Consider the following 24,561-nt stretch of genomic DNA (forward strand, 5'->3'; position numbering starts at 1 on the left):
TTTTTCCTTTAAAAAGTACTGCTCTTTTCTATAAATTGTCTTTTTTCATTTTTGTTTGATTGAAATCATTCGAAAAACTCCTGCAATCTGTTAAGCTATGCCACTTCATTTTTACTTAATCGAGGCAGAGATGACGCAACAAAACGCTCAATCGACTTCTGAACCAACTATTTCCGAAAACGATTTAATTGCACAGCGTCATGCCAAATTAAAGCAAATCCAAGATGTTGCGAAGGAAACTGGAAAGAGTCCTTGGCCAAATACTTTTAAGCGTGAACATTACGCAGCTGATCTACAAGAACAATTTAAAGATCAGTCGAAAGAACAAATTGAAAGCGCTGAGCATGTCTATGTAAAAGTGGCTGGCCGTGTCATGTTAAACCGTGGTTCTTTCATGGTGATTCAAGACATGACAGGTCGTATTCAGTTATATGTTGACCGTAAAGGCTTACCAAAAGATATTCTTGAAACCATTAAAGGCTTAGATCTCGGTGACATTATTGCTGCCGAAGGTTATATCGGACGTTCAGGCAAAGGTGACTTATATGTTCATCTTGAAGGTTTTGAACTTCTTACAAAATCTCTTCGTCCGTTACCAGATAAATTTCATGGCTTAAATGACACAGAAGTTAAGTACCGTAAACGCTACCTTGACTTAATTGTGAATGAAGAAACACGTAAGACTTTTGAAATCCGTGCCAAAGTTGTTGCAGGTATTCGAGCATTCTTAAACAATGAACGTTTCATGGAAGTTGAAACGCCAATGATGCATGTGATTCCGGGTGGTGCTTCTGCACGTCCATTCGAAACACATCACAATGCTTTGGATATGCCTTTATTCTTACGTATTGCGCCTGAACTTTATTTGAAGCGTTTAGTTGTGGGTGGTTTTGAGCGTGTGTTTGAAATCAACCGTAACTTCCGTAATGAAGGGGTGTCAACACGTCACAACCCTGAATTCACGATGATCGAGTTTTATCAGGCATATGCTGATTATAAAGACCTAATGGCATTGACTGAAAATATGCTTGAAAAGTTGGCTTTGGATATTCTAGGTACAACTGATGTTCCTTACCAAGGTGAAGTATTTAGCTTCAAAGGACCATTCAAGAAAATCTCTATGTTCGATGCGATCTTAGAGAATAATCCGCAGTTCACACCTGAAAATGTAGGTGATCGCGAGTTTCTTGCAAAATTTATTCGTGAAGAGTTGAAAGAAGAGGTTAAGCCAGGTTTTGGTTTAGGTAAGCTTCAAACAATCGTATTTGAAGAAACTGTTGAAACTAAACTTCGTCAGCCAACATTTATTACTGATTACCCAGCGGAAACTTCTCCATTGGCGCGTCGTAATGATGACAATCCACACGTTACAGATCGTTTTGAATTCTTCATCGGTGGTCGTGAGTTAGCAAATGGCTTCAGCGAGTTAAATGACCCAATCGATCAAGCTGAGCGTTTCCAAGCGCAAGTTGCTGAAAAAGACGCTGGTGATGATGAAGCAATGCATTACGATGCAGAGTTTGTTGAAGCACTTGAATATGGTTTACCTCCAACAGCAGGTGAAGGTATTGGTATTGACCGTTTGGTTATGTTATTTGCTGACGCACCAAGTATTCGTGATGTAATTTTATTCCCGCATATGCGCCGTAAAGAAGGTTAATCTTCTAAGATGCAAAAAGGCAGTATTTATACTGCCTTTTTTATTACTTTTTATATCTAGAAACTTACCTAATTATACTAATCTTAAGATAGCGTTAAAAAATGTAATTGCACAGTTTAACAATTGCAAAGTTGTGATAAAAAATTTAAGGTGTTGCTCATAAATAACTTTGAGAATTGGCTGGCATGTTTCTAAGAAAAACACTTTCAATTGCAATATTGGCAACTGCTTCATCCGCTATTTTTGCACAAGGTTTAGTGCTAAATAATGAAGACTTACGTACCGACTTAAACTGGTTAAATCAACAAGGTGTTATCAGTATTAGCACTTCAACTTGGCCGTTAAGTGGTGATGAAATTCAAAGAGCACTTTCTCAAGCAAAAGTGACGCATCCAGCTCAACAAAAAGTTATTAATTCAGTACTTAATGCGTTAAAAGCAGATAACAATACAGTTAAAGTGGGTGCTTTTGCTGAATCTGATATTAAAAATATTCCACAAGCATTTGGCGATAACCAAAAATCACAGTACCAAGGTTCATTAGAGTTTAATGCTGGCGGTGAAAACTGGGACGCTAAAATCCGAGTAAATGCAGAAAAAGACCCACAAATTGATAATGGTCAAGATGTCAATGTTGAGGGTTCATATGTCGCTGGTAAACTTTGGAATCAATGGGTAGTTGCAGGTCAAATTCCAACATGGTGGGGACCTGGACATGATGGTAGCTTAATTCGTGGTGATGCAAGTCGACCAGTTTATGGGGTAACTGCACAACGTGCTGTGCAAAATGCTTTTGAGACAAAATGGTTGTCTTGGATTGGACCTTGGCAATATCAAGCTTTTGCTGGTCAATTAGATGATTATAAAATACATAATGCAAAATTAATTGGGATGCGTTTAACTGCACAACCATTTCCTGCTTTAGAACTTGGTGCTTCTAGAGCGATTCAAATTGGTGGAGATGGTCAGCCAAATAGTTTTAAAGCCTATTGGAATGCGATTATCGGTAAAGATAATGGTTGTACTGAAAGTAGTTGTGTAGGCGAAGATAATGCATCTAATCAGTTAGCAGGTTTTGATGCTCGTTTACAATTACAACCGTTGTTTAATATCCCAGTCAGTGTTTACGGGCAATATGTAGGGGAAGATGAGGCGGGTGGTTTACCATCTAAAAAAATGTATTTGGCTGGAGCAGATTATTCTTCAATAGTTAATAATATGCCTTATCAACTCTATGCTGAATGGGCAGATACACGTACAAATGGTGATGCAAGAGGGATTTCATATAATCACCACCAATATACAGATGGCTATTATCAACATGGTTTCTCGTTAGGTCATGCGATGGGTGGTGACGGGCAAATGTATTCGGTGGGTGGCGATATCCGCTTTGATGTCATGAACCGTTTAAGTGGTCGCGCTATGGTGGTTAAAGTTAACCAATCTAACTTGGCAATCAATAAAGCATTCCCTAAAGATGATGAAATTAAAGCACTTGATTTAACGTGGACGCATTTCATCAAACCTGATCTTCCATTAAAAATTAATGGATGGGTAAGTGATTCGGATCTTGAGGGTAATGATGCAGGTGCATCTATTGGTGTTGAAATTCCATTAGAACGTAAAATGTTTGGTTTCTAAGATTAGATCATGTTTTAGAAAAGAGAAGCGATTAATGCTTCTCTTTTTTATGGCTTTTAAAGAAAACTAAAGACTAGAACATGATTTGCTTAAGTTGGTTACACAAGCTAGGATTACAAAGTTATGCAAGTGAATCAGCATATTACATGTATATGATTAAATCGAATATCAATATGAAAAAACAAGCAAAAGGAATCGGTTTTAAATCACTATAATGCATAACTAATGCTATAAGCCATATAAAGGCTTGTGGTTGGATTATCTATCACGAAAAATTGGAGTTGTTATGGCACTCGTTCCTCCACATGGTCTTCTAGGTGGTGGTTTAATACTACTTCTAGATTTTATGGGCAAAATGGATAGAGAAGGACGTGTTCATGACTGAATCAAGACTCACACATCTCAAACAGCTTGAAGCGGAAAGCATTCATATCATCCGTGAAGTTGCTGCAGAATTCGAAAACCCAGTCATGCTTTACTCAATTGGTAAAGACTCGGCTGTTATGCTTCATCTTGCATTAAAAGCATTTTATCCAGCGAAACTTCCATTCCCATTATTACATGTAGATACGGGTTGGAAATTTAAAGACATGATCGCGTTTCGCGATAACATGGCAAAAACTCATGGTTTTGATTTAATTGTTCATCAGAATAAAGAAGGCCGTGAAGCTGGGATCAACCCATTTGATCATGGTAGTTCAAAATATACCGATATTATGAAAACCCAAGCTTTAAAACAGGCTTTGGATAAATATCAATTTGATGCTGCTTTTGGTGGTGCACGTCGTGATGAAGAAAAATCACGTGCAAAAGAGCGTGTTTACTCATTCCGCGATAGCAAACACCGTTGGGACCCGAAAAACCAACGCCCTGAACTTTGGAATCTTTACAATGGTAAAGTGAACAAAGGTGAAAGTATTCGTGTATTCCCTTTATCTAACTGGACTGAGTTGGATATCTGGCAATATATCTATTTAGAAAATATTCAAATCGTTCCTCTTTATTTCTCTGCTGTTCGTCCAGTAGTAGAGCGTAGCGGTACGTTAATCATGGTTGATGATGAGCGTATGCGTCTAAAAGAGGGTGAAGTTCCACAGATGAAGTCTGTACGTTTCCGTACGCTTGGCTGTTACCCGTTAACTGGTGCAGTTGAGTCTGAAGCAGATACGTTACCTGAAATTATCCAAGAGATGCTTTTAGCCACGAGTTCTGAGCGTCAAGGTCGTATGATTGACCATGATGAAGCGGGCTCAATGGAAAAGAAAAAGCAAGAAGGCTATTTCTAAGACAATTTCTAAATTTGTGGAGTTTGAGCAATGTCTCATCAATCAGAATTAATCAGTCAAGATATCTTGGCCTATTTAAAGCAACATGAACAAAAAGACCTTCTACGCTTTTTGACTTGCGGTAACGTAGACGATGGTAAAAGTACGCTTATTGGACGTTTACTCTACGATTCAAAATTGATTTATGAAGATCAATTGCAAGCTGTAACGCGAGACAGTAAAAAAGTAGGAACTACGGGTGATGCACCAGACTTGGCGTTACTAGTAGATGGCCTTCAAGCAGAACGTGAACAAGGTATTACCATTGACGTAGCATACCGTTATTTCTCAACAGAAAAGCGTAAGTTTATTATTGCGGATACTCCAGGGCATGAGCAATATACACGCAACATGGCAACAGGTGCGTCAACTGCGGACTTGGCAATCATCCTGATCGATGCGCGTTATGGTGTACAAACTCAAACTCGTCGCCATACGTTTATTGCAAGTTTGCTTGGTATTAAAAATATTGTTGTTGCAATCAATAAGATGGACTTGGTTGAATATTCACCTGAGCGTTTCACTGAAATTCAGATTGAATATGATGCTTTCGTAAGCCAATTAGGTGATCGTCGTCCAGCCAATATTCAGTTTGTACCAATCTCTGCCTTAAATGGCGATAATGTTGTGAATCCGTCAGCTCATACGCCGTGGTACAAGGGTCAAACCTTGATGAGCATTCTTGAGTCGGTGGAAATTAGTCGTGAATCAAACAAACACGAATTCCGTTTCCCTGTTCAGTATGTAAATCGTCCAAACCTTGATTTCCGTGGTTTTGCGGGTACTGTTGCTTTAGGTGAAATCAATGTTGGTGATGAGATTGTTGCACTGCCATCAGGTAAGCGTTCAACAGTTAAAGAAATCGTTACTTTTGATGGAAACCTTGAGCAGGCTGTAGCGGGTCAAGCGGTTACATTGACCCTGAATGATGAAATTGATATTAGCCGTGGTAACGTTTTGGTACGTGCTGGCGAGCAACCGTTAATTTCACGTAGTGTTCGTGCTTCAGTGGTGTGGATGAATGAACATCCGCTCGTGAAAGGTAAGTTATACAACGTTAAGATTGGTACCCAGACTGTTCCTGCTAAAGTCACTAATATTCACTATCGAGTGAATGTGAATACACTTGAACATACTCATGTGGAAGAGCTTGAGTTAAATGCAATTGCAGATGTTGTAGTTGAGTTCGATGCGCCAGTTGTGTTTGATCAATATCAAGATTCTCGTTATACAGGTTCATTCATCTTCATTGACCGCTTAAGCAACGTAACTGTTGGTGCAGGTATGGTTGAGGCTGCTGTTGAATGGACTGCACATAGCAATCCTGTAACAGCTGAAGATCGTGCTGCACGTTTGGGCCAAAAGCCAGCGGTGATTGGGATTTCTGCACAGTTAATCGAGAAAGCTCAAGTTTTAGAAAGTTTATTAATCCAACAAGGTGTAGTTGCGATTGCAAAAGCCAACTTAACTGCTGAACAAATTACTTTATTGCGTGAGACAGGTGTTGTGGTTATCACAACTTCTGTGGAAGGTACTGATACAGAAGTTACTGCTGAAACCGTTGAAGAGGCAGCTGAAAAAGTTGTGGAATTAGTTCGTCTTTAATAGACTGAATTGATTTTGAAAAAACCCGCGTAAGCGGGTTTTTTTTATTGGGTCTAGAAAATACTTTGAGTTTTTAAAATTAAATATTCTCTTACATCTTTGGGGTAGCTCTGAATCATTTTTAAAAATATATCTCGATCGCCTTGATATAAGGCACGTGTTGCTTCTTCGTAATTTGGCATATTGCCCAACATGGCAGACATAAAACGGTCAATGGCTTGTTTAGCGAGCATAATATTACCTTCAGAATTTGGATTATTTAACTCTTTATCAATTAACTTACGAATTACTGCTGATGCACTCGCACTTTGCTGATCTAACCAATCCCAATGTTTTTTTTGTAAAGTGATTTCACGAGAAATTACTCCGAGTTTAGGTCGTCCAACTTTTTTAATTTCTTCCGGTTCACCATAACGTTGATGAAATTCTTGTTCCGAACCAGAAAGATCAAGATCAATTTGTTGACCTGTTTGATCATTAAAAATCAGAATATTTTCCGTTGTTTTCGGAAGATCTTTAAGTTTTTTTGCAAGTTCAATAAGGGAGTCACTTGCAATAAGCGTGCTTCCAGTGAAGGCAGTATAGGTGATTTTAGTATTCATTTTAGCCATATATTTTTATCAGGGTAAAATAATATTATCAGGGTAAAATTAATTTGGCAAATAATTAAAATTATAACCAAAGAATTATTTGATTTTATGAGTGTAGTCTATGAAGTTAGGACTATAAAAATATTCAAGATAATGGGCTATTTAAAAATTTACTCTGCTTTAGTATCGCTTTTATGAGAGAATACGCCTTTAGTTGTATGTATAGAGACTCCTATGTTTGAGCAATCTCCTGAATCTTTAAGCGATATCGAAATTTTAGACATTTTACAGTCGATGAAAAAAGATAAGCTAGATACGGAAGCAAATGAGATCATCCGTAACGGGGGAAAAGCAGGACGTCAGGAAGCACATAAACAGGCTTTAGTGGTACTGAATACAAATTTTGAAGAAAAGTTTGTAGAGGCAGTTACTCTTGCACTAGGTTTAAATGCAGCTCAAGCTAAAAAAATTCGCTATAAAAAAGATCGAATTCGTATTTTAAAAGCGCGTGGTATTGATTATTTAGCTATTGATGGTGCAGAAACAGCGCAAGTTTTGGCACAAATTTCACAAGCGATTGTTCGAGAAGATGCAATAGTTACTCATGACTTACATGACATCTTCCCATTTTGGAAAGAAGGTTGGCCAATGGTGCAATTTGATAATGCCTATAAAATTTTAGAAGAAGATATTAGCTTGCACTTTCATGCGTTCTTAGACGCCATGATTGAGTATATAAATAAATAAAAATAAAAGCCCCGTTTGGGGCTTTTATTTTTAGGGGAATAATTAAAGTGTACTAAAGAGCGGGAAAACGCCAATCACTAATGCGGTGCCCATCAAAACCATACATGTTATAAATGCCCATTTAAATGTGAACTTTTGATGATCTGCAAAGTCAACTTTAGCAAGACCGCATAACAAGTAAGTTGATGGAACAAGAGGCGATAGTAAGTGTACTGGTTGGCCTACAATTGAGGCGCGAGCAATAGCTTCTGGGCTAATACCGTAATGAGAAGCCGCTTCAGCAAGAATTGGTAAAACACCATAGAAGAATGCATCATTTGACATAAAGAATGTTAAAGGCATACTGACTAAAGCGGTAATCGGTGCAAGATATGGACCCATGCTTGGAGGAATCATTGCGACGAATTCTTTAGACATCGCCTCAACCATACCTGTACCAGATAAAATCCCTGTGAAAATACCTGCAGCGAAAATTAAACCTACAACAGCTAAAATACTATCTGCATGCATTGCGATACGCTTTTTCTGCATATCAACATCAGGATAGTTAATCAGCATTGCAATACAGAACGCTAGCATGAATAGCACCGACATTGGCAAAATGCCTTTGATTAATGCAATCATGAGAATAATAGTAAGTACCATATTTACTTTGCGTAAATGTGGACGCGTCGCTTCAGGGTCTTTCGACACGGTAATATTATCACCATGATGACTTTCAAGCTCAATCACGCCTAAACGTTTTTGCTCATAGCGGCCATATAAATATGCCAAGAAGAATAACCAACCAATACTAATGATCATTGGAAGGATCATTGGTACGAAAATATGACTTGGATCAACTTGTAACGCACTTGCAGCACGAGCAGTAGGACCACCCCATGGCGTTAGGTTCATTACACCACTACATAAAAGCATAAGCGCAGTCATGATGAGTGTGTTCATTCCTAAGCGTTGATAAAGTGGCAACATTGCAGCCACACAGATCATATAAGTGGTTGAGCCATCACCATCTAAAGAAACGAGAGTGGTTAAAAAGACAGTTCCTAGAGTAATTTTTAAAGGATCGCCTTTAACTTTTTTCAAAATCCATTTAACCGGTGGGTCGAAAAGACCTGCATCGATCATTAAGGCAAAATACAAAATTGCGAATAAAAGCATTACGCCAGTTGGCGCTAATTTTTTGATGCCATCCAGCATCATCTCACTGAGACCTTTAAGTTCAATATGACTTAAACTTTCAAAGTAATGACCTAGGCCCCAAGCAATGAGAGAAAAAATAAACGGGATGAGAATTAAAGCAATAATAGGGCTTAAACGTTTGGACATGATTAAGTACATGAAGCACAAAATCATGCCAACACCAAGTAATGTCAGCATACAATCAATCCTTTGCCTATAGTTTTACTGAACAAGTTTATTCAAAACTCTGACCTTGGTTATTCTTATTAATTTTTATTAAAAAGACAAATAATATATTTAGTTTATTTGGTTAATATATATTCGTTTGGATGGGTATATTTAGATGAAATACTGAACATATATATTAAGATTATAATGGTTTTATAATAAATGAATACTATTATAAAATAATATAAAGGTATTATAAAAATAAAAATTATATGGCATTTTTTTTAATTATATATATTTTGATGAGTGAAATGAGAAGAAGAAGCATTTAGGGGCTTACTTTGAGCTAAGTTACATAAGTTTGTTTGCAATGTAAATGGAGCTTAATCACTTTATAGGCAGTTAAGAGATATAGATTATTTTATTAATTTTCAGTATTTAAGCTTTAATAGAGTTACTAAATAAAATAATAATACTTTTAGATTAAAAGAGCAAATTGAATAAATGAATCTAAAATAATTATTACATATATTTAAAAAAGTTATTTAGTTTAAAAAAATACCCCAGCTAAATTGTGGGGCATTTAAATTAATACCGATTAGTTTTCATCAATTGATGAGTGTGTTTCGGTTTGTTCTAAAATTCGAGTTACAAGAAGTTGGTCAATTTTAAAATGGTCGACATCGACAACTTCAAATTTATATCCACCAAATTCCACAAAATCTGCTGGACGTGGAATTTTGCGTAAACGGTACATCATGAAACCTGCGAGCGTCTCATAGTTTTCTTCATCAGGCATTTCATCAATTTCAAGAGCATGTCTTAGATCATCAATTGGTGTACTGCCATCAATTAACCATGAGTTATTATCACGTTTAATGATTTGCTGTTCTTCTTCAATAGGAGTAACCCAATCACCCATAACTGTAATCATGATATCGCTTAACGTAATCACTCCTACAACAAGTGCATATTCATTGATAACGACAGCAAATTTCTCTTTTGTAGAACGAAAACGGTCAAGTAGTTCAGAGAGTGTGAGAGTGTCGGGAATCATGAGTACAGTACGAATGGTAGACTCATTTAATTGAGTTGGTGATTGATTATTTAAAATGCGTACTAAGAAATCTTTAGCATCAACATAACCAATAACCTGATCAATATTTTCATTACACACTAAAAATTTTGAGTAAGGATATTCTGCTAATTTTTGACGAATACTATCTTCATGTTCGTTTAAGGTGAAATAAACAACGTTCTCGCGTGTCGTCATGCTTGAAGGTACAGTGCGTTCTTCTAGTTCAAAAACATTCTCAATAAAGTGGTGTTCTTGTTTTTGAAGTACGCCGGCTTGAGCGCCCGCATCCATGACCGCTGAAATATCATCAAAAGTAATATTGTCTTCGCGTGTTGTATTGACTTTAAACAAGCGAAATAACAGATTCGCAATAGCATTAATTCCCCAAGCTAAGGGTTTACATACCTTAATAAAAACTTGAATCGGGTTAATAACGCTAATTGCAATTTTTTCAGGTGCAATCATTGCCAAGCGTTTTGGCATGAGATCGGCAAATAAAATAAATAGAGAAGTTACTAAAGTGAAGGAGAGGGCAAAACCGATAGTTTGTGTCCAAGGCCCTTCATAAAAGCGGTCAACTAAAGTGACAAAAAAGGGACGAAAAGCAGCTTCCCCCAAAATACCGCCTAAAATTGCAACTGCATTTAGGCCAATTTGAGAAGCTGCAAAAAAATCGGCAGATTGTTCTTGTAGATCAAGTACTTGTTGGGCACGTTCTTCGCCAGCTTCGGCTAAAATTTTTAACTTTACTTTTCTGGCACCAGCCAATGCAATTTCAGTTAAAGATAAAAAGCCTGCTGCGATGATGAGCAGTACGATGATAATGATATTTTGAAAGAGACTCACAAATCACCCGAGGTTCATCATTATTATGACTATGTTTTAACACAAAAAAGCGCTGAGGTAATCAGATTGATTGCTCAGCGCTTGAAGATAATGTCTAAAATCGACAATTAAATTAAAATTTATTTAATAGTGAGAAAATTGTGAATTATTGGTTAGAAATTCACGATTTTCTTCTTCAATCATTTGACGAGCAACAAATAAAATAAGTTGGCGCAACCAGCGATGAGCTGGATGATGATGTAATAACGGGCACCAAGCCATTTTAAGTTCAAATTCTGGAATATAAAAAGGAGGATCTTTTATAACCAGTTTTGGATTTTGAGTTTGTAGGCGTGCCATTCGAGTTGGAAGGGTGGCAATCAAGTCAACATTTTGAGCAAGTAATGCTGGCATTTGGTAGTGACGAGTAAATACAGAAATTTTACGACGTTGACCAATACGTTCTAATGCCTGATCGATCCAGCCTAAACCGCCTTGTTTATCTGGATTTACACCAAAGCCTACACCCATACCTGTTTTAGAAACCCAGATATGTTGCGCATCTAGATAACTTTTGAGATTCAAATGGGTTACAGCAGGGTGTTTGTCATTAAGAATACAGCTGAAACTGTCACGCCAAACTAACACTTGGTGGAAACTTTGCGGTATTTCATTAAATCTATTAATCGCAAGATCGACTTTACCTTGTTCCATGTCTCTATAAGACACATCACTTGGTGTAAGAAAGTCGAGTACAACATTTGGAGCTTCAGAGCGTAGAGCTTTGACAAGACGAGGAACTAAAGTTGCCTCGGCATAGTCAGATGTCATAATGCGGAAAACGCGATTACTTGTATAAGGGCGGAATTCGGTACGGGGTTCCAAAATCATGGAAAGATCAGAAAGGGCATCACGAATACGAGGTTGTAATTCAAGTGCACGTTCTGTTGGGGTCATCCCTTCGGAAGAACGGATAAGAAGCGGATCATTAAATAAATTACGTAAGCGACGTAAAATATTACTCATTGCAGGCTGAGTTACCCCAAGCTGTTCGGCTGCGCGCGTAACATTTTTTTCACGAAGAAGTACATCAAGATATATTAATAGATTAAGATCTACTCGCTCCAGATTCATAAAAAAAATACCGAAAATAAAACCCTGAAATTGTTTCAAATTATGCCATATTTAATAATCATTGTGTGAAAAAATGATGAGAAAAGCGACATTTTTTGTAGAAATTAAGTAGGGTGGAAAGACGTTTCAAAGGCACGTTTTTACTGTCTTTGCTCAGTTTTGAATGAAAGAAATCTAAATAGAATATATTTATGAATAACTTCTCAATTTCTAGCATATAAATTGACTTTTTGCATTGGCAAAAATAGCCTAATTTACAATTGACTTTTAGATTTAAAAATGAGTGGAAAATCTCCAAAAATTGTATAAAAATAAGACTTAGGGATTTTTTAGAATAAAACTTTATACTCCTTTAGGATAATTTTATTTTTATAAACAAAGTGTTAAAGTTTTTAGTTTTATCTATAATATCGATTTATTGGTATATTTTTTAAATAAATACTGAAGATTAACAAAGGATATTGGATTAATTGATTGGCTAAGTCTAAGCTGTGTTCATGAGGAAGCAGCTGGTGTCATAAGAAATTTAAGTAACGTGACTCTAGGCTTCAATCGATGAAATCCTAAAATGAATACAGGACAATATCATGACTACATATCAAACAGCGATTGATGCAGTACGTCAATTAAAAGCAAAATTCGGCAATACTTGGGCAGACATTAGCCCAGAAGATGCTGCTCGTATGCAACTTCAAAACCGTTTCAAAACTGGTTTAGATATTGCTAAGTATACAGCTGCGATTATGCGTCGTGATATGGCTGAATACGATGCTGACTCAAGCAAATACACTCAATCATTAGGTTGCTGGCATGGTTTCATCGCACAACAAAAAATGATTGCGAACAAAAAATATTTCGGTACTACAAGCAAACGTTATATCTACCTTTCTGGTTGGATGGTTGCTGCTCTTCGTTCTGAATTTGGTCCACTTCCTGACCAATCTATGCACGAAAAAACTTCTGTTCCTGCATTGATCGAAGAAATCTATACTTTCTTACGTCAAGCTGACGCAAAAGAATTAAACGATTTATTCCGTGCGCTTAAAAAAGCACAAGAAGCTGGTGATACTGCTAAAGCAGCTGAAATCACAGCTCAAATCGACAACTTTGAAACTCACGTTGTGCCAATTATTGCGGACATCGATGCTGGTTTCGGTAACGAAGAAGCAACTTATTTACTTGCTAAGAAAATGATCGAAGCTGGTGCGTGTGCGCTTCAAATTGAAAACCAAGTATCTGATGCTAAACAATGTGGTCACCAAGCTGGTAAAGTAACTGTTCCACACGAAGACTTCATCGCTAAGATCCATGCATTACGTTATGCATTCTTAGAAATGGGTCTTGAAGAAGGTATCATTGTTGCGCGTACTGACTCTGAAGGCGCTGACTTGACTCAAAAAATCCCAGTGGTTAAAGAGCCAGGTGACATCGCTTCTCAATACATCAGCTACTTAGATACTCAAGAAATTGACATTGCTGATGCTCAAGAAGATGAAATCTTAATCAAGCGTGATGGTAAATTACACCGTCCTAAGCGTTTACCTTCTGGCTTATATCAGTTCCGTGCTGACACGCAAATTGACCGTGTTGTACTTGACTGTGTGTCTAGCTTACAAAATGGTGCTGACCTTCTTTGGATCGAAACTGCGACTCCAAACGTAGAAGAAATCGCACACATGGTTAACCGTGTTAAAGAAGTTGTTCCAAATGCTAAGCTTGTTTATAACAACAGCCCATCATTCAACTGGACTTTAAACTTCCGTCAACAAGCTTACGACCGTTGGGTTGCTGAAGGTAAAGACGTTTCTGCATATGACCGCGCTAAATTAATGAGTGCTGAATATGACAACACTGAATTAGCTGCTGATGCTGATGACAAGATCCGTACTTTCCAAGCAGATGCTTCTCGTGAAGCGGGTGTGTTCCATCACTTGATCACACTTCCGACTTACCACACTGCTGCTCTTTCTACTCATGAGCTTGCACAAGGTTACTTCGGTTCTGAAGGTATGTTGGCTTATGTTGCTGGCGTACAACGTAAAGAAATCCGCGGTGGTATCGCTTGTGTTAAACACCAAGCAATGGCGGGTTCTGACATCGGTGATGATCACAAAGAAATCTTCTCTGGTGACAACGCTCTTAAAGCACATGACGATGCTAAAAACACAATGAACCAATTCGCAGCTCACTAAGAATTGATTCATAAAAAAACCCGCTCAAATGAGCGGGTTTTTTAATTATTAAAAATTATTTTTTCAAAACATAGTGTTCAGCTAAAGAGCCTTCAACTTTTTTACCTTCCATATCTAAAGCAGTTGCAGTATTTTCACCAATAAAGAATTTACGGTTTTGGCCTTTATCATCTAACGTAATAACTGAAGTATTATCTTTGTCGAAAGTAAAGGTACCATGGGTTTCAAATGGGTTGGTGTCACCTTTACCAAGATAAGTTTCGGTTAGCTCGTAGGTTTTATCATCTTTAAGTTCTAATTCAGTTTTAATACCTTCACAGTCCGCACATGGGAGAGTGCCTTTATATGTGCCGTCCCAATCGAGTGAGTTTTCAGCTGTGTGTGCGGTATCTACAGCATTATTATTTGCTTCAGTGGTTTGCGCTGGAGCAGATGCTTGAGTTGTCGTGTCGGCTTTATTTTCATTTTTGCTACAAGCGGCAAGAAGGATACTTAAGAGTGCTACTGATAATAATGTTTTTTTCATGATGATCTAAACCTCGGAAAATAAATAAAAAACAAGTAAACAGGCTATGAAATATAAGAGCCTAATAAAAGTTTAAGTATGTAATTTAATTTTAACAAAAGGTAAAGTGAGTAAAATTTAATCAAAAAAGAAAGAAATAATAATTAAAAAGAAAAATTAAGGTATCCACTAAAATTAATGAATACCTTTATTTATCAAGGTTGAGAAGAAACTCCACCTAAAGAATCACAAGCTGATTTATAAAGTTGATATTGTTGCTTTAAAACTTCATCTAGCGGCATGTCGAATAACTCTTCACCATTCTTGTAACTCTCTACATATGAAGTCGCTTTTTCTTTGCTTACCGCTAAAGATTGTTGGTAGTAAGTATTAATTGAGCTTGTTGCAATCTGACTTGTCTCAACATTTTTACATTCAAAATTATGGAGAATTTTTTCTGCACGTTTGACCTCATTAGATTGGCCAAAAATACACCCAGTTAAAAAGACAAGTGGTGTTAACACGAAAAAAAGTTTCATGGAGAGTAAGTATGGAAGCAACGGTGGGCGCTATTGTATAAATAATTCCAAGAGTTACTGTGCTTTTATGTTAGACATTGATGATTTTTTAACTCATTAAAATCGAAAAATTGTATCTAATTTTATCATTTTGCTTATTTTTATATTTGGTGCGTATTTTGCTTATAACTTTAAGCACTTATTTTGAACATATGAACCAGAATGAATCAGGTACAAACGTTTTCAAAAAACTCTTTAGCACCATTTTGGTATGCGCGATTAGAGCTCGGATTTTGTTTTGAAAATTCACGCACCATAATGAGTCATAGAAAACACCATGGCCCTGTAAGGGTGCAAAAAATGCTCTGGCCTGAAAAAACAGGTGTATGTCATGCGATTATTGTACATCCTCCAGCAGGAATTGCAGGAGGAGATCATCTTACTTTTCAAATTGAAACCAAAGATCAAGCTCATGCGGTTGTGACGACTCCTGGTGCTGGAAAGTGGTACAAAACTAATGAGAAACAGGCCTTTCAGCATATTCATCTTCATGTGCGAGATCGGTCTATTTTGGAGTGGGTTCCTCAAGAAACGATGCTGTTTGATGGAGCTCTAGCACACTCAGAAACTCATATTCATCTTGATCTTGCTGCCAGTTTTATTGGCTGGGATATGTTGGTACTCGGGCGACAGGCACGTGCTGAACGTTTTGTGCAGGGAAGTTATCACAACCAGTTTAAGTTGTGGCGAGAACAAAAGTTACTAGTTGCAGATACATTGTTTTTTGAAGGTGAAGACCGTTGGCTGAGTTCATGTTTAGGTATGAATAATCAGGCCGTAATGGGAAGCTTTTGGGCAGTCGCTCCCGAAAAGTATCGCTCAGCTTTTTATTTAGAACAGCAGTTAGAACTCATTCGTGAATTGATGATGCGTATGCAAGCACCTGTAACTTTAACCTTATTAGATGATGTAGTTTGTGCGCGTTTCTTGGGAAATGATGTCCGACATTGCCATGATGCTTTTGCAGCAATAAGAGCAAGATTAAGACGTTATTGGTTTGATTTAGATGAAGAATTCCCAAGAATCTGGAGAACTTAAGTTACGTTAAATTGCGTATTTAAAAAACGATTAAAACAAGTATGCTGCTTTTGAGCACGTATTTTGCTTAAAGAAAATTAGATGCTATTTAGGAAAGAGATATGGAACTCAATCCAACAGAAAAAGATAAATTACTTATTTTTACCGCAGGGCTAGTCGCTGAGCGTCGTAAAGCGCGTGGTTTGAAACTAAATTATCCCGAAGCTATTGCTTTTATTTCTGCTGCTTTGCTTGAAGGAGCACGGGATGGTATGACGGTGAGTGACTTAATGCATTACGGAACAACTTTATTAAAGCGCGAAGATGTGATGGATGGTGTGCCAGAAATGATTGCTGAGGTTCAAGTCGAAGCAACTTTTCCTGATGGCTCGAAGTTAGTCACTGTTCATCAGCCAATCGTATAAAAGGAACGCTTATGATCCCCGGTGAAATCATTACTCCAGGTGCTGATATTGAGCTGAATGTTGGACGGCAAACTTTAAAAGTTTTAGTTGCCAACATTGGCGATCGGCCTATTCAGGTGGGTTCTCATTTTCATTTTTATGAAGCAAATGATGCATTACAGTTTGATCGCGAAATGACGAAGGGTTTTCGACTAAATATTGCAGCTGGTACAGCAATACGTTTTGAACCGGGACAAAGTCGAGAAGTAGAGCTTGTTGCTTTAGCGGGTAAGCGAGAAGTATATGGTTTTGCAGGCCGAGTCATGGGCACGTTGGATTAAAAATAACAATGATAATGAAAGAGATGAGTAATAAGTTATGAAAATGTCACGTCGTGCATATGCTGAGATGTTTGGTCCAACGGTTGGTGATCGTATCCGCTTGGCTGATACAGAGCTTTTTATTGAGGTTGAGCAAGATCTAACGACTTATGGTGAAGAAGTTAAGTTTGGCGGTGGCAAAGTCATTCGTGATGGAATGGGGCAATCCCAACTTTTAGCTGATGAAGTTGCTGACACTGTAATTACCAATGCTTTGATTGTCGATTGGTGGGGGATTGTAAAAGCTGATGTTGGCTTAAAAAATGGTCGAATCTGGAAAATAGGGAAAGCAGGAAATCCTGATATTCAACCTGACATTACCATTCCTTTAGGTGCTGCAACAGAAGTGATTGCGGGTGAAGGGCAAATTTTAACGGCAGGTGGTATTGATACTCACATTCACTGGATTTGTCCTCAACAAGTTGAAACTGCGCTCATGTCGGGTACAACAACAATGGTAGGTGGTGGTACAGGACCTGCGGCAGGTACTTCGGCAACGACAGTGACTCCGGGACCTTGGCATATTGCGACCATGTTGCAAGCCATTGATGATTTACCTATGAATATTGGCCTGTTAGGCAAAGGTAATTTGAGTTTGCCAGACCCAATTCGAGAGCAAATTAAAGCTGGGGTAATTGGGTTAAAACTACATGAAGACTGGGGCTCAACACCGGCAGCCATTGATAACTGTTTGAGTGTGGCAGATGAGTTTGATGTGCAGGTCGCGATTCACACAGATACTTTAAATGAAGGTGGGTTTTTAGAAGAAACTCTAGCTGCATTTAAAGATCGTACGATTCATACATACCATACCGAAGGCGCTGGTGGTGGACATGCACCCGACATTTTAAAGGCAATTGGACAAAGTAATGTCTTGCCGTCTTCAACTAATCCAACACGTCCTTATACGATTAATACCATTGATGAGCATTTAGACATGCTCATGGTTTGCCACCATTTAGACCCAGCAATTGCTGAAGATATTGCTTTTGCAGAAAGCCGTATTCGCCGTGAAACTATTGCCGCTGAAGATATTTTGCAAGACTTAGGTGCAATTGCCATGATGTCCTCTGACTCTCAGGCGATGGGTCGTGTGGGTGAAGTAATTATACGTACTTGGCAAACTGCTCATAAAATGAAAATTCAACGTGGTCCTTTAGAGGGTGATAATGAGTTTCATGATAACAATCGCGTTAAACGCTACATTGCCAAATATACAATTAACCCAGCCATTACCCATGGTTTAAGTCATGAAATCGGTTCGGTTGAAGTTGGAAAACTTGCTGATTTAGTGTTATGGAAGCCTGCATTTTTTGGTGTGAAACCTTCCATGATTATTAAAGGTGGCATGATTGCAGCGGCACCGATGGGTGACATTAATGCTTCAATTCCGACACCTCAACCCGTGCATTATCGCCCAATGTTTGGGGCTTATCCGCGTGGTGTACATAACACCTGTATTACCTTTTTATCTCAAGCAGCAATCGATGAAAAAGTTGCTGAGAAGCTAAATCTTAAAAAGTTAATTAGTCCATGTAAAAACACTCGTTCAATTACCAAAGCCGATATGAAGCACAACACATATTGTCCAGTCATGCATGTTCATCCTGAAACTTATGAGGTACGGGCTGATGGTGAATTATTAACGTGTGAACCTGCAGACGTATTACCCATGGCACAGCGTTATTTCTTATTTTGATAAGTTTTATAGAGATGATATGTCTCATTACTCTAGATATGAAAGAAATAAATAAGGAGAGAAAAGCTAAATGAAAATTTACACACAACGACTTGAAGATATTTCTCCTGATCAGGTATTTGAAACGGTTGAACTGACTTTTGATACCCGTCAAAAATCACGGTTCCGAGCGGCTTTAGCGAGTGGTGTCGATATTGGTGCTGATTTACCGCGTACTGGCATTTTGCGTAGTGGTTCATATATTGCAACGCAAGAGGGCGATGTATTACGTATTGATGCCAAACCTGAGCGATTAATGCAAGTCACTGCTCAAACCGATTTTGATTTGCTTAAAGCTGCCTATCACTTAGGTAATAGACATGTACCGTTAATGTTGACCCCTACAGCTTTGTATTTTGAGCCTGATCATGTGCTTGCAGAAATGGTAGAAGGTTTAGGACTTACAGTTTCAGAAACTGATCATCCGTTTGAACCTGAAAGTGGCGCTTATGCACAGCATAGTCATGATCATCGTTTAAGCCCAATCAAAGCTTTACATCATGTCCACTCATAGTGCCGCGCAATTACTGCAATTACTGACATTGTCTTCTACGGCATTGCCAGTTGGGGCGTATTGTTATTCGCAAGGTGTAGAAACGGCGATTGATATTGGCCTAATACATGACGAAACCTCGGCAATTGCTTACTTTGAAGAAGTGCTTGAGATGTTGTTGGTGAGGTTTGAGTTGCCCGTATTAAAGCGTCTCATGCAATATCATGATGACTCAGAACAGTTTCTGGTATGGGCAAATTTGTATAAGGCCAGCAGAGAAAGTAAAGAACTCTTGGCAGAATCTCAACAGCTGGCATTTTCTTTAAATGCGTGGATTAAAGATGTTTTAAAAAAAACAGTTGAGGTTAAAAAGCAGTTTGGTTTCGTACCAGTCTATGCACAGCTTTGTGGCCGACTCGAACTCAACGACATGGATGTACTTACTGCTTATACCTTTACTGTTTTAGAAAATCAGGTTTTAGCCGCAGTAAAAACTGTTCCTTTAGGACAAATGGCAGGACAAAGAATTTTGTGGCATTTGCATGGTTTAGTCCCACAAGCGGTAGAGAAAGCTTTGAAGCTTAGTGATGAACAATTGAGCAGCGCTTTACCTCGTTATGCCATGCTGAGCATGAAACACGAAACACAATATTCACGGTTATTCAGATCTTAAGTTTAGGAAAAAAGGATAAAAATCATGACAGAACGTAGTCCATTACGAGTTGGAATTGGCGGACCAGTGGGTTCGGGTAAAACAGCACTTACACTTAATTTATGTTTAGCCTTGCGTAATAAATACAATATGGCTGTGGTGACAAATGATATTTACACCAAAGAAGATTCAAACTTTTTAACCCGTAATGAAGCGATGTCGCCAGATCGTATTGTGGGTGTTGAAACAGGTGGTTGCCCGCATACGGCAATTCGTGAAGATGCTTCAATTAACTTGGCTGCAATTGATGATTTGTGTGAAAAATTCGAAGGTTTAGAACTCATTATCATTGAAAGCGGTGGTGATAATTTAGCTGCAACATTTAGTCCTGAGCTTTCTGATTTAACTTTATATGTGATCGATGTAGCTGGTGGTGAAAAAATTCCTCGTAAAGGTGGCCCGGGTATTACCAAGTCAGATTTACTCATTATTAATAAAACTGACCTTGCGCCAATGGTAGGTGCAAACCTTGATGTCATGGACCAAGATGCGAAACGCATGCGCGGAGAAAAACCCTTCTTATTTTCAAACATGAAAACACAAGATGGGCTTGAAGAAATTATTCAGTTTATTGAGAAACAAGGGCTGTTTAAAGCTTAAGGAGAGATTATGGACTTCATGAAAAAATGGAGTGTGGCACTCCTTTCATTTTTGCCAGCTCTTGCAATGGCCCATCCAGCACATGACCATGCACATTCTGGTTTTATGGCAGGCTTTATTCATCCGTTTACCGGTCTAGATCATTTAGTCATGGCTTTAGGTTTTGGTGTTTTGTTGTGGTCAGCGGCTAAACAGTGGAAAATTGCTGGAGTCATTGCCTTAAGTATTACCTTAATTGTAGGGTTCTTAGTAGGTGCTCAAGGTTTGGTACCAGTTAATATAGCTGAATACGGCATTGTTGCTTCTTTAGTTATTACAGCAATTGCCCTATGGACAAAATCGAATAAGGTTTTACCTGTAGCGGTGGCTTTGCTTGCAAGTTTTCATGGCATGGCTCATGGTGTTGAGTTAGCACACGCAGGGCATATTGTTGCATTAGTAACTGGTATGGTTGCTGGTATGGCGCTCATCTATTTGGGTGGATTGGTGTTGGGTGCTGTGCTTACCCGATATGTGCCATATGGCAAAAAAATTGTTGGCGCCTGTGCAGCAGTTGTTGCAGTGATTGGCTTAAGCTAACTAAAACTTTGCAAAGAAAAAGGTAGCTTTAAGCTACCTTTTTTATTCGTTTACTTTCTGGTAAAGCCCTGCGTGAACTGTACCTGCTTTAGTGGTTTTCATTTGTTGCCATGTTGCGGGAAGTTGAAGCTGAGCTAAATCTCGGTCAGCTTCAACATAAATGTATCCATTCTTTTTAATATGTGAATCTGCCAAATGAGCGAGCTCTTGCCATAGATCAAGACTATAAGGCGGATCTAAAAAGACTACATCAAACTGTTCTTTTAAGCGGGGTAGAGCTTGTTGAGCCGTTGCATTAATTAGGTGACAATTTTGGGCTTTTAATAGTTCAATATTATCTTTTAAAAATCGTGCCTGAGTTTTGTCAGGCTCAATCATATAAACAGATGCAGCACCACGTGACAAAGCCTCAAAACCTAATGCACCAGAGCCTGTACAGATGTCGAGAACTTGAGCGTTTTGAATATCCCACATGAGCCAGTTAAATAGAGTTTCGCGTACTCTATCTGGGGTTGGGCGTAAGCCATCAATACTAGCGAAAGGAAGTACTCGTCTTTTCCATTCGCCGCCAATTATACGTAATTGATTTTTCATTATTCATCGGCCTCATTGGTAGCAGGACGAGCAGGAGCAGCTTGCGGTGTTGATGCTGCTGGTTTGTTGGTGGTAGCTGTAGCCGATGCTGGACCAGAACTTTCACCGCCGCTTGGAAGTTCACCTGGTTTAATACCTGCTGTCATTAACCCGCCATTGACTTGGTGATTTGCTGGACGAATCGGGTTTTTCTTACGAGTTAATAACCAGTAATCAAAGACAGGTCTTGCAAGTTGAGCAGCTGAACCACCATGACGACCATTTTCCCAAATGACTGCAATCGCAATTTCAGGTTTTTCAGCAGGGGCAAATCCAACGAATAAACCATGGTCAAGTTGACGTTCACTCAAGGCTGCTTCGTTATAGCGTTTACCCTGTGCAATACTCTTAACCTGTGCTGTACCTGTTTTCCCTGCAATTTGGTAGAGGGGAGTACGAATACCGCGGCCAGTACCTGATTGAATTACATCAATCATGGCATCACGCATTTGAATCCAGTCTTCATCAGTGCCGTTGAATTTGATTTTGCCATCAGGCGCATTACGTACTGTAAATGGTTTTGCACCATGCGTTGCGCGTAAAACATGAGGCGTTACATGAGAACCATGATTTGCCGTAATTGCTGTTGCCATCGCAAGCTGTAATGGGGTGGCTGTAAACGCGCCTTGACCAATACTGACAGAAATAGTTTCGCCCTTCATCCATTTCGCTTTACGCGTACGCATTTTCCATTCAGGACTTGGATAAAGGCCTTCACTTTCACTTGGTAAATCGACACCTGTTTTTTGACCAAATCCAAATTGGCGCATCCATTGGTTCATTTGATCAATACCCATTTGATGGGCAAGAATATAAAAATAGGTATCACAGGATTGCACAATCGCTTTATGCATATTCACGATGCCATGACCAGATTTCTTCCAGTCACGGAACTTATGTGAATCACCAGGTAGATGGAAATAACCAGGATCAGAAATTGCTGTTGACCAGTCTACAATACTGTAGTGTAAACCACCCATTGCTTCCATTGGTTTAATGGTAGAACCAGGTGGATATACACCCTGCACAGCACGGTTGTAAAGAGGTTGGTCTAAATTATCGCGTAGTGAACTGTAGTCAGTATGACTAATTCCGGTTACAAACAAATTAGGGTTAAAACTTGGACTAGACACTAAAGCTAGAATTTCACCTGTACGAGGATCAATAGCGACAATAGCTCCACGACGACCTGCGAGCTGTTGAGATGCAACTACCTGTAAACCGTAATCTAAAGATAAATAGAGGTCATTACCGCGAGTAGGGTCTTTACGACCTAAATGACGCAATACATTGCTATGTGCATCTGCTTCAACAGATTCATAACCGGGTGTTCCGTGCAATAGGTCTTCATAGCTTTTCTCAACACCAATTTTTCCAATTAGGTTGGTTCCGGCATATAAGTCTTTATCAATACTTTTTAATTCTTTATCGTTGATACGCCCGACATAGCCAATCACATGAGCAAATAACTCACCGTGTGGATAATAACGAGTCATTTGTGTCTCGATTCTTACACCCGGAAACTTATATTTGGCTTCACTAAACTTAGCAATATTGGCTTCAGTCAAATTGAGTTTAATCGCGACGCGTTCAGTTTTGCGGGCCGTTTTTATACGGCTTTTAAAACGGTCAATATCTTCTTGTGTTAAATCTAAAATAGGCTGTAATTGCTCAATGACACTATCAACATCTTCTACATCTGTTTTACTTAAAGTTGCTGTAAAAACAGGATAGTTATCTGCTAGTAATACACCGTTTCTGTCATAGATATAACCACGAGCAGGCGGAAGCGGCTGCAAGCGAATTCGGTTTTTGTCAGATGCAGTCGAGAATTCGTCGTAGTGAAAAATTTGTAGATAAGCGTATCGGCTAATTAAGACTAATAAGCAGATGGTCACGATCCCTACGGCAAAAAAGATACGACCTCGATAAATGCGCTTTTCTTGCTGGATATCTTTTAAAGGAAAGTGCTGTTTCATAAGGATCGACTTAATGACATAGGGTAGAAAAATAGCTGCTTATTCTAACGCAAGAGCACTTAAAATATTGCATAATTTTCAAAGTTTCATTGCATTTTAATAAGATACTTTTTGACTTTGCAGACAACAAAATTGTAGATACTTGTATATAAGAAGCAAAATAATTCTGTTAAAGTCTCTCATTCAATAGAATAGGGTTGTTCTCACCATACGATTAGGGAAAATGGAGAAAATAATGAGAAAAATTTATCCCTTACTTGCAGTTTTGACAGTAAGTAGTTGGGCCCATGCTCAAGACTACTCGTTTCTTCCGGAAGCAAAATTAGCAGGACATAATGCATCTACTTGGAATGTGGGTGCCGGAGTTACTCAAAAATTATTACATCTTAACGGTGAGTGGGTAAATCCATATGGTATTGCCTATGCCAAAGCCGGCGCATTTTTGAATGGTGACAAAACCGCTGGTGGTCAAGTTGGCTTCCGATATCCTTATTATCTTACTGGCACAGACAAAAATGGTTACTATATCGGTTTCTATGCTGGTCATCTTGATAGTAAAGAGGTCGATGGTGATTTTAAATCCCGTTTAGGTGCGGGTGTTGATTTGGCCTATGTGTGGTTAAATTCAGAAAGAATTAGCACTTTTAGTGTAGGTATCGGTGCGGCTGAAAAATTAACTGACCAGAACGGAAATGTTGCTGCAGATACTAAACCACAAATTCAATTTTCTTATTCTCTAAGTTTTGGTTTATAAAACAAAGCAGTTTATCGTTAACTCGCCATAAGCAGAGCACAAA

At 38.5% G+C, this 24,561-nt stretch carries 24 protein-coding genes; 16 read left to right on the forward strand and 8 right to left on the reverse strand.

The window, feature by feature from the left end:
- Positions 1-130 precede the first annotated feature (130 nt).
- The 5 genes from lysS (at position 131) to cysN (ending at position 6,230) form a co-directional block, all read left to right on the forward strand.
- Complete coding sequence (lysS, locus tag F928_RS12175; RefSeq protein ID WP_002117806.1) at positions 131-1,660, forward strand: lysine--tRNA ligase; 1,530 nt, start codon at positions 131-133, stop codon at positions 1,658-1,660.
- Between the two features lie 185 nt (positions 1,661-1,845).
- The gene (locus F928_RS12180) at positions 1,846-3,300 is read left to right on the forward strand and encodes a capsule assembly Wzi family protein (RefSeq protein WP_002117621.1); all 1,455 of its coding nucleotides are present in this window, start codon (positions 1,846-1,848) and stop codon (positions 3,298-3,300) included.
- Positions 3,301-3,553: 253 nt separating this feature from the next.
- The gene (locus F928_RS21995; protein WP_002117520.1) at positions 3,554-3,685 is read left to right on the forward strand and encodes a hypothetical protein; all 132 of its coding nucleotides are present in this window, start codon (positions 3,554-3,556) and stop codon (positions 3,683-3,685) included.
- Entirely contained in the window at positions 3,678-4,586 is a 909-nt protein-coding gene (gene cysD / locus F928_RS12185; RefSeq protein WP_000140408.1) for a sulfate adenylyltransferase subunit CysD, read from the forward strand. Before F928_RS21995 ends, cysD begins: the two co-directional genes overlap by 8 nt.
- A 30-nt stretch (positions 4,587-4,616) precedes the next feature.
- Complete coding sequence (gene cysN / locus F928_RS12190) at positions 4,617-6,230, forward strand: sulfate adenylyltransferase subunit CysN (protein WP_002117513.1); 1,614 nt, start codon at positions 4,617-4,619, stop codon at positions 6,228-6,230.
- A gap of 53 nt (positions 6,231-6,283) precedes the next feature.
- Here cysN and F928_RS12195 read toward each other — a convergent pair whose 3' ends face one another.
- Positions 6,284-6,841, reverse strand: coding sequence for a DUF2239 family protein (locus tag F928_RS12195; RefSeq protein ID WP_005075487.1), 558 nt, complete (start codon positions 6,839-6,841; stop codon positions 6,284-6,286).
- Between the two features lie 213 nt (positions 6,842-7,054).
- Between F928_RS12195 and F928_RS12200 the strand changes: the two genes are divergently transcribed.
- Entirely contained in the window at positions 7,055-7,567 is a 513-nt protein-coding gene (locus F928_RS12200; protein WP_005075490.1) for a hypothetical protein, read from the forward strand.
- A 42-nt stretch (positions 7,568-7,609) separates the two neighbouring features.
- On the opposite strand, the gene citN is transcribed toward F928_RS12200, so the two are convergent.
- The 3 genes from citN to nahR all read right to left on the reverse strand — a co-directional run bounded on the left by citN (position 7,610) and on the right by nahR (position 11,954).
- Positions 7,610-8,947 carry a CitMHS family transporter gene (gene citN / locus F928_RS12205; RefSeq protein WP_002117607.1) on the reverse strand — a complete coding sequence of 446 codons (1,338 nt, stop codon included), beginning with the start codon at positions 8,945-8,947 and terminating at the stop codon, positions 7,610-7,612.
- Between the two features lie 568 nt (positions 8,948-9,515).
- Positions 9,516-10,841, reverse strand: a complete 1,326-nt coding sequence (gene ytfL, locus F928_RS12210; protein WP_002117726.1) for a polyamine export protein PaeA — start codon at positions 10,839-10,841, stop codon at positions 9,516-9,518.
- A 123-nt stretch (positions 10,842-10,964) separates the two neighbouring features.
- Positions 10,965-11,954 (reverse strand): LysR family transcriptional regulator, encoded by a 990-nt coding sequence (gene nahR / locus F928_RS12215; protein WP_004703082.1) that lies wholly within the window; start codon positions 11,952-11,954, stop codon positions 10,965-10,967.
- 587 nt (positions 11,955-12,541) lie between these two features.
- Here nahR and aceA point away from each other — a divergent pair.
- A complete protein-coding gene (aceA, locus tag F928_RS12220) occupies positions 12,542-14,146 on the forward strand; it encodes an isocitrate lyase (protein ID WP_002117581.1) in 1,605 nt (534 codons plus the stop codon).
- A 55-nt stretch (positions 14,147-14,201) separates the two neighbouring features.
- Here aceA and cutF read toward each other — a convergent pair whose 3' ends face one another.
- Positions 14,202-14,672: a copper resistance protein NlpE gene (cutF, locus tag F928_RS12225; protein ID WP_005075493.1), complete on the reverse strand. Its 471-nt coding sequence runs from the start codon at positions 14,670-14,672 to the stop codon at positions 14,202-14,204.
- A 194-nt stretch (positions 14,673-14,866) separates the two neighbouring features.
- Positions 14,867-15,190 (reverse strand): hypothetical protein, encoded by a 324-nt coding sequence (locus F928_RS12230; protein WP_005075495.1) that lies wholly within the window; start codon positions 15,188-15,190, stop codon positions 14,867-14,869.
- A gap of 201 nt (positions 15,191-15,391) precedes the next feature.
- On the opposite strand from F928_RS12230, the gene F928_RS12235 reads away from it, so the two are divergent.
- The 8 genes from F928_RS12235 to ureJ all read left to right on the forward strand — a co-directional run bounded on the left by F928_RS12235 (position 15,392) and on the right by ureJ (position 21,152).
- Complete coding sequence (locus F928_RS12235; RefSeq protein WP_016806048.1) at positions 15,392-16,267, forward strand: urease accessory protein UreD; 876 nt, start codon at positions 15,392-15,394, stop codon at positions 16,265-16,267.
- Between the two features lie 101 nt (positions 16,268-16,368).
- Complete coding sequence (ureA, locus tag F928_RS12240; RefSeq protein WP_002117495.1) at positions 16,369-16,671, forward strand: urease subunit gamma; 303 nt, start codon at positions 16,369-16,371, stop codon at positions 16,669-16,671.
- Positions 16,672-16,682: 11 nt separating this feature from the next.
- A complete protein-coding gene (gene ureB, locus F928_RS12245; RefSeq protein WP_005075499.1) occupies positions 16,683-16,991 on the forward strand; it encodes an urease subunit beta in 309 nt (102 codons plus the stop codon).
- A 37-nt stretch (positions 16,992-17,028) separates the two neighbouring features.
- Positions 17,029-18,729: an urease subunit alpha gene (ureC, locus tag F928_RS12250; RefSeq protein ID WP_005075501.1), complete on the forward strand. Its 1,701-nt coding sequence runs from the start codon at positions 17,029-17,031 to the stop codon at positions 18,727-18,729.
- Positions 18,730-18,799: 70 nt separating this feature from the next.
- Positions 18,800-19,282: an urease accessory protein UreE gene (ureE, locus tag F928_RS12255; RefSeq protein WP_005075504.1), complete on the forward strand. Its 483-nt coding sequence runs from the start codon at positions 18,800-18,802 to the stop codon at positions 19,280-19,282.
- Entirely contained in the window at positions 19,269-19,934 is a 666-nt protein-coding gene (gene ureF, locus F928_RS12260; RefSeq protein WP_005075508.1) for an urease accessory protein UreF, read from the forward strand. Before ureE ends, ureF begins: the two co-directional genes overlap by 14 nt.
- Positions 19,935-19,958: 24 nt before the next feature.
- Positions 19,959-20,573 (forward strand): urease accessory protein UreG, encoded by a 615-nt coding sequence (gene ureG, locus F928_RS12265; protein ID WP_002117800.1) that lies wholly within the window; start codon positions 19,959-19,961, stop codon positions 20,571-20,573.
- Positions 20,574-20,582: 9 nt separating this feature from the next.
- Positions 20,583-21,152 carry a HupE/UreJ family protein gene (gene ureJ, locus F928_RS12270; RefSeq protein ID WP_002117605.1) on the forward strand — a complete coding sequence of 190 codons (570 nt, stop codon included), beginning with the start codon at positions 20,583-20,585 and terminating at the stop codon, positions 21,150-21,152.
- A 42-nt stretch (positions 21,153-21,194) separates the two neighbouring features.
- Here the strand turns inward: ureJ and rsmD are convergent, their stop codons facing one another.
- Together rsmD and mrdA are read right to left on the reverse strand one after the other, a co-directional pair.
- Entirely contained in the window at positions 21,195-21,746 is a 552-nt protein-coding gene (rsmD, locus tag F928_RS12275; RefSeq protein ID WP_002117801.1) for a 16S rRNA (guanine(966)-N(2))-methyltransferase RsmD, read from the reverse strand.
- Positions 21,746-23,764: a penicillin-binding protein 2 gene (gene mrdA, locus F928_RS12280; RefSeq protein ID WP_002117576.1), complete on the reverse strand. Its 2,019-nt coding sequence runs from the start codon at positions 23,762-23,764 to the stop codon at positions 21,746-21,748. The genes rsmD and mrdA overlap by 1 nt, the downstream gene beginning before the upstream one ends.
- Positions 23,765-23,999: 235 nt before the next feature.
- Here mrdA and F928_RS12285 point away from each other — a divergent pair, with 235 nt between their 5' ends.
- Positions 24,000-24,518 carry a hypothetical protein gene (locus F928_RS12285; RefSeq protein WP_002117557.1) on the forward strand — a complete coding sequence of 173 codons (519 nt, stop codon included), beginning with the start codon at positions 24,000-24,002 and terminating at the stop codon, positions 24,516-24,518.
- Positions 24,519-24,561 lie beyond the last annotated feature (43 nt).

This window comes from Acinetobacter pittii ATCC 19004 = CIP 70.29 (genome assembly GCF_000369045.1).
GTDB classification, from domain to species: Bacteria; Pseudomonadota; Gammaproteobacteria; order Pseudomonadales; family Moraxellaceae; genus Acinetobacter; species Acinetobacter pittii.